Origin of the sequence: Brevibacillus sp. FSL K6-0770 (assembly GCF_038000275.1) — a bacterium.
Classification (GTDB): domain Bacteria; phylum Bacillota; class Bacilli; order Brevibacillales; family Brevibacillaceae; genus Brevibacillus; species Brevibacillus parabrevis.
On record NZ_JBBOBQ010000001.1, the window covers coordinates 2,264,079 to 2,276,739 of the forward strand.

The 12,661-nt window shown below is 51.9% G+C and carries 12 protein-coding genes and 2 other annotated features; of the genes, 8 read left to right on the top strand and 4 right to left on the bottom strand.

The features are described 5' to 3' along the window. The first annotated feature begins 24 nt into the window (after positions 1–24). Both NST23_RS11060 and NST23_RS11065 read left to right on the top strand, forming a co-directional pair. Complete coding sequence (locus NST23_RS11060; RefSeq protein WP_122965767.1) at positions 25–489, top strand: YaiI/YqxD family protein; 465 nt, start codon at positions 25–27, stop codon at positions 487–489. Next, positions 476–1,141 (top strand): phosphatase PAP2 family protein, encoded by a 666-nt coding sequence (locus NST23_RS11065; RefSeq protein WP_122965768.1) that lies wholly within the window; start codon positions 476–478, stop codon positions 1,139–1,141. Before NST23_RS11060 ends, NST23_RS11065 begins: the two co-directional genes overlap by 14 nt. 5 nt (positions 1,142–1,146) lie before the next feature. On the opposite strand, the gene NST23_RS11070 is transcribed toward NST23_RS11065, so the two are convergent. After that, positions 1,147–2,031, bottom strand: a complete 885-nt coding sequence (locus NST23_RS11070; RefSeq protein ID WP_122965769.1) for a LysR family transcriptional regulator — start codon at positions 2,029–2,031, stop codon at positions 1,147–1,149. A 132-nt stretch (positions 2,032–2,163) separates the two neighbouring features. Between NST23_RS11070 and NST23_RS11075 the strand changes: the two genes are divergently transcribed. Next, positions 2,164–3,381, top strand: coding sequence for an MDR family MFS transporter (locus NST23_RS11075; protein ID WP_122965770.1), 1,218 nt, complete (start codon positions 2,164–2,166; stop codon positions 3,379–3,381). Positions 3,382–3,688: 307 nt separating this feature from the next. On the opposite strand, the gene NST23_RS11080 is transcribed toward NST23_RS11075, so the two are convergent. Together NST23_RS11080 and NST23_RS11085 are read right to left on the bottom strand one after the other, a co-directional pair. Continuing rightward, positions 3,689–5,122 (bottom strand): amino acid permease, encoded by a 1,434-nt coding sequence (locus NST23_RS11080; protein WP_340963676.1) that lies wholly within the window; start codon positions 5,120–5,122, stop codon positions 3,689–3,691. Positions 5,123–5,337: 215 nt separating this feature from the next. Then, positions 5,338–6,747 (bottom strand): sigma-54 interaction domain-containing protein, encoded by a 1,410-nt coding sequence (locus NST23_RS11085; protein ID WP_340963678.1) that lies wholly within the window; start codon positions 6,745–6,747, stop codon positions 5,338–5,340. 209 nt (positions 6,748–6,956) lie between these two features. On the opposite strand from NST23_RS11085, the gene NST23_RS11090 reads away from it, so the two are divergent. Continuing rightward, on the top strand, positions 6,957–8,168 hold the full coding sequence (locus tag NST23_RS11090; protein WP_122965773.1) for an ornithine--oxo-acid transaminase: 1,212 nt from the start codon (positions 6,957–6,959) through the stop codon (positions 8,166–8,168). A 277-nt stretch (positions 8,169–8,445) separates the two neighbouring features. After that, positions 8,446–8,583 (top strand): sporulation histidine kinase inhibitor Sda, encoded by a 138-nt coding sequence (locus NST23_RS11095; RefSeq protein ID WP_063230759.1) that lies wholly within the window; start codon positions 8,446–8,448, stop codon positions 8,581–8,583. 141 nt (positions 8,584–8,724) lie between these two features. Here the strand turns inward: NST23_RS11095 and NST23_RS11100 are convergent, their stop codons facing one another. Next, positions 8,725–9,228 carry a hypothetical protein gene (locus tag NST23_RS11100; RefSeq protein WP_122965774.1) on the bottom strand — a complete coding sequence of 168 codons (504 nt, stop codon included), beginning with the start codon at positions 9,226–9,228 and terminating at the stop codon, positions 8,725–8,727. 181 nt (positions 9,229–9,409) lie between these two features. On the opposite strand from NST23_RS11100, the gene NST23_RS11105 reads away from it, so the two are divergent. The 3 genes from NST23_RS11105 to NST23_RS11115 all read left to right on the top strand — a co-directional run bounded on the left by NST23_RS11105 (position 9,410) and on the right by NST23_RS11115 (position 11,968). Beyond that, entirely contained in the window at positions 9,410–10,579 is a 1,170-nt protein-coding gene (locus NST23_RS11105; RefSeq protein ID WP_122965775.1) for a MalY/PatB family protein, read from the top strand. 81 nt (positions 10,580–10,660) lie between these two features. Further along, positions 10,661–11,593, top strand: coding sequence for a glutaminase A (gene glsA / locus NST23_RS11110; RefSeq protein ID WP_122965776.1), 933 nt, complete (start codon positions 10,661–10,663; stop codon positions 11,591–11,593). 93 nt (positions 11,594–11,686) lie between these two features. After that, complete coding sequence (locus tag NST23_RS11115) at positions 11,687–11,968, top strand: YlaN family protein (RefSeq protein WP_063230762.1); 282 nt, start codon at positions 11,687–11,689, stop codon at positions 11,966–11,968. Positions 11,969–12,073: 105 nt separating this feature from the next. Beyond that, positions 12,074–12,315: a binding site (T-box leader), on the top strand. A 42-nt stretch (positions 12,316–12,357) separates the two neighbouring features. Then, positions 12,358–12,606: a binding site (T-box leader), on the top strand. Positions 12,607–12,661: the final 55 nt, after the last annotated feature.

Below are 12,661 nucleotides of genomic sequence, written 5' to 3' on the forward strand. Positions count from 1 at the left end.
AAAGCGCTTGAAAGGAATGGTTGGATGCAAAAAGGACGCGTCCTGATCGATGCCGATGCTTGTCCGCGCCAGGCGCTGGTGATCGCGCAACAGTTGTGCAAGGAGTTCGGGTGGCAGTGCCTCACGTTTGCCAGCTACAATCATCAGATCGGTTCCGAGCATCACGTGACAGTCGATGCCGGCCCGCAGGCGGTCGACATGAAGCTCGCCAATGAAACCCGCCCGAATGATGTCGTCGTGACGCAAGATATTGGACTGGCGGCTCTGATTCTTGGCAAGCGTGCGCAGCCGCTGACGCCGCATGGCCTGATTTTTGAACCGGAACGGATGGCTTTTCATTTGGAGGAGCGAAACGAGAAAGCCCGCTTTCGTCGCGGGGGAGGAAGAACGCGCGGCCCTGCGGCCCGTACGCGTGAAGATGACCAGCGCTTTTTGACGGCACTGCGTTCATTGCTAGAGAGAGGAGAACAACAGGATGGGAACGAGTAAAGAAAGAGGATTGATTTTTTGCGGCATCGTGTTCGCGGTGCTGGGGGCATGGATGTTTCGCCAATACATAACCGGTCAGGTAGCGGGGATGGATCAGGCAGCCTTTTCGTTGGCAGCCGCTGTTCGCTCCGCTGGCTTGACGAGCTTTTTCCAGCTGCTTACCCACTTTGGGAACGCGACTTTCCTTGCGCCGTTTGGCGTCGTGCTGATCGTCGCCCTTTTCCTCAAAAAACGCAGGCTTGAGTCTGTCGTCATCCTGCTGTCGCTCGGGGTCAGTGAAGTCGTCAACGAGATTTTGAAGCTGATTTTTGCCCGTCCTCGACCAGTTGGCTTCAATCTGATCGATCTGCCGGATTCGTTTTCTTTCCCAAGCGGCCACGCCATGATCGCGCCCGGCTTTTACTTGATGCTCGCCTTGCTGATCGCCCGCTGGTACGAGGAAAAAAGTTGGTCGGCATACGTACAGCCTGTCGTGTTTGTTTTCGTTGTGCTGCTTGCCGCGAGCCGCGTGTACTTGGGCGTGCACTTTTTGAGCGATGTGCTGACCGGGTTTTGCCTGTCGATGTGCTGGTATTTCTGCGTTCGCTGGGGTTATGAAAAAAGGCTGGGGAGACGAGATGTCGTCGTCGGCCCCATACCGCAATCGCGCTAGTTGCGCTACGTTGTTGAGTATCCCAATTCACTCATCAGACTCAGCCATTTTTCTACGCTGGGTTTATTTTTTTTGTCTTTCGGCAGGACGATATAGGCTGAGCGCTTGGGCGGCTTGTTGCCAGTGATCGGCAGTTCCTTCAGCGTCCCGGCAGCCAGCTCTGCTTTGACCGCAGAGCGGGTGAGCAAGCTGACGCCAAGCCCTTCCTTGATCAAATCGATGGCAAGCTCCGCCTTGTCGACAGTCAGCTTGGGCACGTAGTTGCGCGGCAATGTTTGCCTGATCCATTCGTTAAAAGGCGGTCCCCAGTTCATGTAGAGCAGCGGCAGGTTGCGAAGCTCGCGCGAATCCACGTGAGTCGCTTGGGCGACGCTGCTCTCTGGACAGCAGACCAGGACGATTTCATCATCCCAGGTAGGAATGACTTCAAAGTTCGGCAAGGAGGGCGGCACGTACACGATCCCGATCTGGATCACGTTGTCGAGCAAATACTGGATGACGTCCGAGGAATGCCCGGTTCTGGTGCTGATGGCAATTTGCGGGTAACGACAATGGTACTCTTTCAAGATCGGTTCGAGGGTAGAGGTCCAGATGGCGTTCAGGCTGCCAATCGACAAGTAGTCCTCGTAGGGCTGGAGAGAAGCGACTTCGTTGAGCGCTTCGTGGGACAGTTTGAGTATGCGCTCGGCATAAGGCAAAAGCGTCAAGCCTGCCTGGGTAATTTCAACACTTCGCTTGTCACGGATGAAGAGAGGCTTTCCGACTTTTTCTTCCAGTTGCTTGATTCGCATCGTCACCGTAGACTGGACAAGATGGAGCATCTCCGCAGCCTTGGTGAAGTTTTTGGTCTGTGCCAATGTGTAGAAAGCGCGCAGTTGTTCGAAGTCCATAGCGTGTGTTTCCCTCTTATCTAAATATTTGATAACCATATACAAAAACGTTCGTTTCCCAAATTATACCCTGTTCTTTAAGCTGGGGATATCCCTAAATCATGAGAGCAAACGGGAGAGCGAGGGTATCGAATGAAGCGGGAAATGTGGAGAGAAACACCGTTTTCGGTCAAATTGCTGTTGGCGACATCCTTTATGATGAATCTCGGCTTTTACGCCCTGATTCCTTATTTGACCTTGTATTTGACAGGCAGTATCGGATGGACGCTGGCGATGGCTGGTCTGGTACTTAGCGTGCGACAATTTTCCCAGCAAGGCTTTGCGTTTATGGGCGGAGTCATTGCCGATGCCTTCGGCTACAAGGGCGCGATGGTTTTGGGTATGGCAGTGCGGGCTGTCGGCTTTGCCCTGTTTGCTTTTTGCACCGAGACTTGGCATTTTTTTATCGCAGCGATTTTGTCAGGCTTGGGTGGGGCGCTGTTTGACCCGGCTGGCTCGGCGGCGTTTGCGATTTTAACCCCTGATTCCATCCGCAAAGAAGTGTTCGCCTTTCGCAATGTGCTCGGAAATATTGCGGTGGTCGGTTCGCAAATCGTCGGTACAGCGCTGTCGGCTGTCGATTTTACCTACCTGTCCCTGTTTGCCGGAGCGGTTTTTGCCTTGAACGCGGTCGTCTCGTTCTTTTTTCTGGCCCCGATCAGCGCTACCAACACGCGGCACAGTATTTGGGAGAGCATGTTCACGGTGATTCGGGACAAGCGCTTTGTGCGCTTTACCTTGATTTTGATGGGTTACTACTATTTGAACATGCAAGTATTTTTGACGATACCACTGCTCGTGGAGCATGTGACACATAGCAAGACTTCGGTCGGAATTGTTTTGTCTGCCATGTCTTTGTTCGTCATCCTTTTTCAAATGAAAGTGACGCAATGGCTGGAAGGCTACCCGCACAGGCTCACCTTGATCGGGATCGGCACCCTCGTCATGGGGGCAGGACTGTTCCTGTTTACGTTTGCCGACTCTCTGTGGATGTTGCTCATCGATGTATTCCTGTTCGCACTGGGGACGATGATCGCCGTGCCCAATCTGGTAGACGTCGTTCCGCGTTTTGCGCCAAAAGATTTGGTAGGGGCTTACTACGGCTTCAACGGCTACTCGATCGCCATCGGAGGCTCGCTCGGCCAGATCGCAGGCGGCTGGGTGTACGATGTGGGGCTTAGGCTGGAAGCGACGTGGCTCCCCTGGACGATCTGCCTCGTTGTCGGGCTGCTCGTTGCCTGGATGCTTCACCTGATGGAGCGCGATACGTACAAACTCGGCAACGATTTGACAAAAATCGCGCAGCCGTAAACTTTTTGACGAGAAAACACGAAAAAATGTTGGGCGCAAATTGAAACATTTACCATTCCTTGTGCGTATATATCGGTAGGAAACGAAATGCTGGGCGTTAACGAAAGTGAGGGAATTTTATATGGAAGATATGAAAAAATTGAAGCGGATGTTGCTGGTGACGAGTTCCCTTGGATTTGCCGTTTTTGCCATGGTAGTCATAACGGAAATCGTGCGAATCTCTCTGTAGCATGGCCAAACAAGTTTGCGTATAAAGCGAAAAGCTTGCTTCCCGTAAATGGGAGTGCAAGCTTTTCTTTTTGCTTTCTTATAGGTTGTCCGCTTTGCGATAAGAGCCAAGCTCGTTTTTCGGTTGTGGCTCCAGTCGGTTTTTGAAGCGGTATTGGTAAATGAGGATCGCGATAATCATGAACGGCACCCCGCAGTAAAGGGCAATTCGCTGCTCCGGATCGAAGGCCAGGCTCACGAGAACGGTCAAGTTCAAGATCAACGAAACCAACGGAAGGACCGGATACAAAGGCGTGCGGAATTTCAGGTCTTCCAGTTTGCCGCCGTTTTTCAGGTAATGGCGACGGAAAGCGAGCTGCGAAGCCGAAATGGAGATCCAGCCCACTTGTGCCCCCAGACCAGCGATAGACAAAAGCACCATAAACACGGTATCTTCCGCGAAAAAGCCAGACAACAGCGAGAGCAAGGAGATCGCGAAGGTAATCATGAGTGCATTCATCGGAATACCTTTGCGGTTTACAATCGCCAGTTTGCGGGAAGCCATTTTCTCGTTGGACAAGGAGTAGAGCATCCGGGTTGCGGCGTACAAGCCGGAGTTTGCTACGGACAGCAGGGCAGTCAATACGACGAAGTTCATGATGTCTGCCGCATAAGGGATTCCGATACTGTCGAATACGACGACAAACGGGCTTTCGATAACGCCGGCTTGCTGGTGAGGGATCATCCCTGCCACAATCGCAATCGCCAAAATGAAGAAGACGAGCGTGCGCCAAACTGTAGCGCGAATCGATTTCGGAATCGTTTTTTCCGGTTCTTTGCTCTCGCCTGCCGCGATACCGATCAATTCGGTACCCTGGAAGGAGAAGTTCACCGTGATCATCGTCATCAGCAACCCGGTAATTCCGTGGGGAAGCAGTGAGGTGCTGGTGAAGTTGGAGAACATCGGAGCAGGTTGTCCATTTTTCATGTCGATCAAGCCGAACATGGCCGCGCCACCCAAAATGATAAACAGGATGATAGCGCTTACTTTAATGCTGGAAAACCAAAACTCGGACTCACCGAACGCACGAGCAGAAAGCGCATTCAACAGGAACAAAAGGACACCGAAGATGGCGCACCACATCCAGACAGGCGAGTCTGGAAACCAACGTTGCATCAACAGACCGGACGACAAAAGCTCCAGGGCAACCGTTACCGCCCAACCGAGCCAGTACAGCCAACCTACTCCAAAACCGAGGGACGGACTTACGAACCGGGTCATGTAGGTCTGGAACGAACCGGCAACAGGCATGGCGACGGTCAATTCGCCGAGGCAGAGCATGGTGAGGTACATGATGAATCCGCCCACCAGAAAAGAAAGGATCGTACCAATAGGGCCAGCCTGGCTGAGAGTATAGCCTGAACCGAGAAACAGTCCGGTTCCGATTACGCCTCCAAGAGAAATCATGAAGAGGTGCCTACTGTTCATACTGCGTTTTAGTTCATTGTTCTGTTCGTTGCTGCTTGGTGTCATATAACCCTCTCCTTCACGCGAGAAATATTGATTCGATGAATGCGTTTTCAGGCGCGATATATGCTCTGCAAGAATGATACCAAATGAAACGGCCCAAGCAAATCGACTTTTGCAGGTAGTTTATGGAGAAAAGTGCAAAACAAATCGGCACACTTGTGCAAAAAAAATGAAAAAACGCCAAGAAATTTGGCGTCATGAAAAATGAAGCTGTTTTTTTATCCTTTGATTCCCAATTTGCGCAAGCGATATTGCAAGCTTTGCCGACTGATTTGCAGCTCCTTGGCCGCCCGGGAAATATTGCCGTGGTAACGATCGACGACGTGGTGAATATAGGCGGTTTCGAACTCCTGCATCGTTTCTTTCAATGATTTTCCTTCTTCGATAAAAGGGAGCGAACGGGGCGGCGCTTGTTCGATCACGACGGCGCTTGCAGGGGAGCGGCGCAAAAAATGCAGCGGCAGATGCTCGTAGCGGATCATCGTCTCGTCCACCATCAAATTCATCGCGCCTTCGATGAGATGCTGCAACTCGCGGACATTACCCGGCCAGTCATGCTCCTGGAAAAATTGCAGGACATCCGCCGAGACACCCGCGACTTCCATTTGAAACAGCTCGTTGTACTTTTCGATAAAATGCGAGACGAGCATGGGAATATCTTCTTTGCGTTCCCGCAGCGGGGGCAAAAACAGCGTGACGACGCCGAGACGGTAGTACAAATCTTTTCGCAGGTGCGAATTGGCGATGGCCTCGACAGGGTCTTCGTTGATGGCGGCGATGATCCGCACGTCAATGGCCCGGTCTTTCGTGTCGCCGATGCGCCGGATCGACTTCTCCTGGAGGGCGCGCAACAATTTTGCTTGCAGAGGCATACTAAGCGAGTTGATTTCGTCCAGAAACAAAGTGCCGCCCTCTGCCTGTTCGAACAAACCGGGTCTTTCCACGGCTCCGGTAAAAGCGCCGCGTGCCGTGCCGAACAGCAAGCCTTCAATGAGGCTGTCGGGAAGCGCTGCGCAGTTTTGCGAAATAAGCGGGCCGGATGAGCGCAGACTGGCGTTGTGAATGCTTTGCACGAACAGTTCTTTTCCGGCTCCGGTTTCCCCGACGACGAGGACCGAGGAGGAGGTGCGCGCCGCGCGTTTGGCGTTTTCAATCACATCGAGAATCGGGCTGCTTTTGCCGATAATCTGCTCAAAGGTGTAGCGGGAGCCGTTTTTGGCAAGCAGGTTTTCCCTGATCAGCCGTTCCATCTTCGTCACATCGTTGGCAATCTCCATCGCGCCGATGATTTGCCCGTTTTCGATGATCGGGTACGTGTTGTTGATCGTCGTAATTTCTTTTTGCTTGTCATTGAAATACGTTTGCCGCGTATTGCGTATGCTATTTCCTGTTCGCAAGCAGGTGAGCAGCGTGCTCTCCTGACCGCTGTGGAATTGGAACACTTCCGACAGAGGCTTGTGCAGAACGTCTTGGCGGGCCATCGACTCCAGCTCGGTCATTTTCTGGTTGTACACAATCGTCGTGCCGGTGGCGTCAATCACGTGGACGCCCTCGTTCATTCTGTCCAGGATATGTTCGTAAATGCGCAAAAACGTGTCGAGGGAAGATTCTTGCCTTGAAGTCGACACAATGGGTCACCAGCCTTTCTTCGTGACAGTATCATATCATAGAACAGGCGATGTGCAAAATGTCTATGCACCTGCAAAATTATAAGGAAAACGCATGCAAAAAAATTTTGCTGAAAACGGATTCCATTGCGCCGTTTCGCACGTTTTTTATATTGGCATCATTCTTGCTTGATTAAGATTGGCAAGTGAAACCGAAGGAGGCTACCACCATGACGAAAACAAAAGTTGTCATTGATCAAACCGAAAAATACGGCGCACACAACTACCATCCGCTGCCGATCGTCATTTCCAAAGCAGAAGGTGTTTGGGTAGAAGATCCAGAAGGTAACAAATACTTGGATATGCTGAGTGCTTACTCCGCTTTGAACCAAGGCCATCGCCATCCACGCATCATTCAGGCGTTGAAAGATCAGGCAGACAAAGTGACATTGACTTCCCGCGCTTTTTACAATGACCAGCTGGGCGAGTTTTACGAAAAGCTGTCCGCATTGACTGGCAAAGACATGATCCTCCCGATGAACACGGGTGCGGAAGCAGTAGAAACCGCTCTCAAAGCTGTTCGCCGCTGGGCTTACGATGTGAAAAAAGTACCGGAAAACCAGGCAGAAATCATCGTCTGTGAAGGAAACTTCCACGGCCGTACCGTAACGATTACTTCTTTCTCTTCTGCGGAAGAGTACAGACGCGGCTTCGGACCGTTCACTCCAGGCTTCAAAATCATCCCTTACGGCGATATTGAAGCACTCAAGCAAGCGATTACACCAAACACCGCAGCATTCATGCTGGAGCCGATTCAGGGCGAAGCGGGCATTATCATTCCGACAGAAGGCTTCTTGAAGGAAGCACAAGCCGTATGTAAAGCAAACAACGTGCTGCTCGTGAGCGACGAAATCCAAACAGGCTTTGGCCGTACCGGAAAACTGTTCGCAAGCGATTGGGAAGGCGTCAAGCCAGACATGTACATCATGGGGAAAGCGCTCGGCGGCGGGGTATTCCCGATCTCTGCTGTAGCTGCTGACAAAGAAATCCTCAGCGTGTTCGAGCCAGGTTCCCACGGCTCCACTTTTGGCGGAAACCCGCTTGGTTGCGCAGTAGCGATTGCCGCTATGGACGTACTTGCCGATGAAGGTCTCGTGCAACGCTCCCTGGAAATGGGAACGTACTTCATGGAAAAACTGCGTGAAATCAACAACCCGATCATCAAAGAAATTCGCGGTCGCGGTCTGTTCATCGGACTGGAACTGACTACAGCGGCTCGTCCATATTGCGAGAAGCTGAAAGAACTGGGTCTCTTGTGCAAAGAGACTCACGAAACAACGATCCGCTTTGCCCCGCCGCTCGTGATCAGCAAAGAAGATCTCGATTGGGCAATCGATCGCATCAAGCAAGTGCTGCACGTATCGGAAACTGCAAACGCGTAAAAACAGAGCAAACAGCCATCCGGCGTCAAGGATGGCTGTTTTTTTATCGTTGGCAGCGCTGAAATCTATCCTTCAATCGTTCGACAAAATTCGACTGCCTGTGGATAAAAGTGGAAGAAAAATCCACATAGGGAATCCCGCGTTTTTGTTTGTTACACACAGGCTGCCCACAAGTTACTCACAACATTTCCACATGCTTTGTGGATATCAGAACGGTTGTTCGATACTCTATCATCTGGTACAATGAACTCATACGACAGGATGGAGGTGAGCAAGGGTGAAATACTTGAGTGACCAAATGCTGATAGAAGTATATCATCGTGCTGTCGACCTTCAGCTAGATTCTGCTTTTATTGAACTGCTTCGCGAAGAGATGCAGACACGAAACATTCGCATCACACAGGTCAGCGCCTGAGTGCACAGTGCAACCACAACACATAAGACCTAAACGACAAAGCCATCCTTGGCCATGAGCAGTCCTCCTGATTGATGGGAGCGACTGTTCAGTTAGAGGATGGCTTTTTCTTTCTTTTTTCAAAAACAGTGCCGTGCGGGATCAGGCAGAAAAAAACTCCAGTGCCGTGATTCCGGTAATCGGCGCTTCCTTGTTGAGCAGAACTTCCGGCAAGTAAAAGTAAACCGGCCCGTCTTCTTTAATCGGTTTTCCGGCCTTGGCAAACTGCAAAATCGCCCGTCTTGCTTCGGAAATCGGCAGGACGATCGGCTCCTGGTTTTCGCGATGAAGCCGGACATGGGTGGCTTCAGGCAGCGGAGCGGCGTTAGTGATGAACGGATCGAGCCGAATCCCGTAGTCGCCTTCCAGCACTTTGCGCTCCTCGGCCAAGCTTTTGCGCTCGGACGGCAGCTGGGCGCCTTCGCGCAATTCCTTGTCCCACTGTGTTCCTGTTCCTTGCAAATATTGCATTTGTTTGGACAAAGCAGGGTCGTCTTCACCCGTGTACGCGTTCAAATCAAACTTGCGATCGTCGAACACCCAAACAGTCGGGTCCAAAGTGATGGGGTAAGTTACGGCCCCTTTAAACACGATAACATCAGACATGATGCATACCTCCGTCATCTTTCTCAATCATCTAGCATTTTACTATACCTTTTTGAAAAAGGGCAAACGATGCTTTCGCCTCACGCTTGGACAATCTTGCCAAGAGGGGGTATGCTGGACATAGTTGTAAAAATAAAGGACAAAATGGCCGGAAGCTTTCGGATATGCGGGAGGGGACAACGTGTACGACTTTGATGCGAGAATCGAGCGAAGAGGGACAGACAGTGTAAAATGGGACATTGACAATCCAAAAGTCAACGGAGAAGGCGTGCTGCCGATGTGGGTGGCCGACATGGACTTCGCATGTCCCAAGGAAGTGACGGAAGCGATCACGCAGCGGGCGATGCACCCGATCTACGGGTATCCGCTGAAAAGCGCGGCTTTTTATGAAAGCTTGCAGGAGTGGATACAGAGACGGTATGGAGTAGAGGTGCAGACGAGCTGGATGACGGGCATTCCCGGTGTGATTCCTGGCATTCATGTGGCGATAGAGGCATATACATCACCAGGGGAGCGCGTCCTGATCCAGACTCCCGTGTACCATCCGTTTTTTCATGCGGTGGAAAATCGCGGCAGGCAAGTCGTGCGCAGCTCCTTGGTGGAGCAAAATGGGCATTATGAGATGGACTGGGATGATTTGGCGAACAAGCTGAGCGATCCACGGGTAAAGCTGATGCTTCTGTGCAGTCCGCACAATCCGGTTGGACGGGTCTGGACGAGGCAGGAGCTTGTGCGATTGGGCACGCTCTGCGTGGAGCACGGGGTCGTCGTCGTGGCGGATGAGATTCACGCCGATCTGGTCTATGAAAAAGGCAGCCACGTTCCGTACTACTCGCTGCCAACGGAGCTGGCGAGGCAGAGCGTCACGTTTTTGGCGGCATCGAAAACATTCAATCTGGCAGGATTGTTTACTTCCTACCTGTTGACGGAAAATCGCCAATTGCTGCGTGACTTTGCCGTGACGGCTTCGCGAATGGGCTGTGAAAATGTGAACCTGTTCGGGATGGAGGCGACGATTGCTGCCTATCGCTACGGGGAGCCGTGGCTCGAAGCCTTGCTTTCCTACTTGCACAAAAACGCGACTTATATGAGCCGCTTTTTGGCCGAGCACGTGCCAGCGGTTCGCATGCCGGTTCCGCAAGCGACGTATTTGGGCTGGATGGACTTTCGCAGCCTGGGACTGAAACAGGCCGAGTTGAGCAGCCTGCTTCGGGAGAAAGGCAAGCTCGGCTTTCAGGACGGCCTTGTGTTCGGCCAGGAAGGGGAAGGCTTCCAGCGCGTCAACTTTGCTTGCCCTCACTCTGTCGTTGTGGAAGCGATGGAGCGGCTGAAGCGGGCGATCGTGGAATAGCGTCCCACAATTTGACAGCCGACGCATTCAAATCTACAATCTATTCATATGCATCACGAGTATGGATAGAGGGGATAACAGATGGACATCGAGAGTGCATCCAATCAATTGGCCGAGAAAGTACAAGCGGCCAGCGAATATACAGGACAAGGCAAGGTAGCAGCATATATACCCGAATTGGCAAAAGTAGACGCGCGCATGCTGGGCGCGGCCGTCTGTATGCCGGACGGGACGATTGTATCAGCGGGAGACGCGGATGTTCCCTTCACCCTACAGAGCATTTCGAAAATTTTCTCGCTGGTCGTCGCCCTGTGCCAAAACGGACACAAGCATGTATTTGAGCGGGTGGGCAAGGAGCCTACAGGCGACCCGTTCAATTCGATTATCAAGCTGGAGACGATCAAGCCGCACAAGCCGCTCAACCCGATGATCAACGCCGGGGCGATCGCGGTTGCGGGAATGATCCAGGGCAATGGCGTAGAAGAGCGTCTGGACGCGATTCTGGGCCTGCTGCGCAGCGTCACGGGGAATCGTGGGCTGTCTGTCAATGAAGCGGTTTACCGCTCGGAAAAGCGGACGGCTGACCGCAATCGCGCGCTCGCCTGGTTTTTGAAGGACAGCGGAGTGCTGACCACGGATGTGGAAGAGACGCTTGATCTGTACTTCCGTCATTGCGCCATCGAGGTAACGGCAAAAGATGTGGCGAGATTGGGCATGGTGCTCGCCGCCGATGGCATTATCCCTCATACAGGCGAAAGAATCATTCCACGCGAGGTTGCTCGCATATGCAAGACTTTCATGGTGACTTGCGGGATGTACAACGCATCCGGGGAGTTTGCCATCGATGTCGGGATTCCGGCGAAAAGCGGAGTGGCTGGCGGCATTATGGCAGCTGTGCCGCAACGGATGGGGATCGGCGTGTTCGGCCCTGCTCTGGATGAAAAAGGAAATTCGGTTGCCGGAGTCAAGTTGCTTGAGCTTCTCTCACAAGAATGGAATCTTGGTATCTTTTAGCTTCTTGCAGTTGATCTAGCTTCTCCCCTTTTCAAATGGCCCAGAATCGCGTACTATGTATGATAAGGATGGAGGCAAACGGAGGGATAGGTTTTGACAGAAATTAAAGTTCCTGACTTGGAACAGAAAGCGCTAGCACTGCTTAAAGCGGACGCAGACAAGATTTACAAGCTAATCGACGTGCAGATGGAAAACCTGACCATGCCGCAGTGCCCACTGTATGAAGAAGTGCTTGATACACAAATGTTCGGGCTTTCCCGTGAAGTAGAGTATGCAGTGCGACTTGGACTGATTGGTGAAGAAATCGGCCGTGATATCATGGGTTCACTGGAGCGCAAGCTGGCGACTCTCCATGAACTGTTCAACCAAAAGTAAGGCGAGGAGAGCGGTGATCATCCTCGCTTTTCGTTTTTTTTTGAAAAAAGTCTTGCCTATTTGTGTTGTATATATTAAATTTAACACTAGCATTTCAATAACAACTAAAATGCAATGACGGAGACCAGTACACGAATGACATCGCTTGACAGGGAGAAGCTGCCGAAGACTGCAAGCAGCTTTGAAGTGAGCCTCGTGAAATTCCCTCCAGAGCAGCCCTTTGAACGGCGCAGGCCAAGTAGGAGGAAACGGGTCATTCCGTTAACGATGAGCAAGTGAAGTGCTGGGAACGTCCTATGTTCTTGGTGCTTAATCAGGGTGGTACCGCGAACAGACTCGTCCCTTTTTTGGACGGGTTTTTTTTATGTTCGGCCGACCCCTCGCATAGGAAAATAGCAACGAAAGAGAGTAGTATACGAAAGTGCTGCCTGACAGGGAAGCGCCGCCAAAGACTGAGAGCGGCCGCAGGAATAGTCTTCGTAGAATTCACTCTGGAGCTGACCTCTGAACGCATGGCGCCGCTAGTAGGAGAGTCCGGGTCATACCCGTTATCAATGACGAGGAGAGGCATGTCTTTTGGGAAAAAGGCGATGCCTAACTAGGGTGGTACCGCGAGAAACGAACAACTCGTCCCTTTTTGGGGCGGGTTTTTTTTATTCCATTGGAACAAGATGTATGTATAGTTGAGGAGTG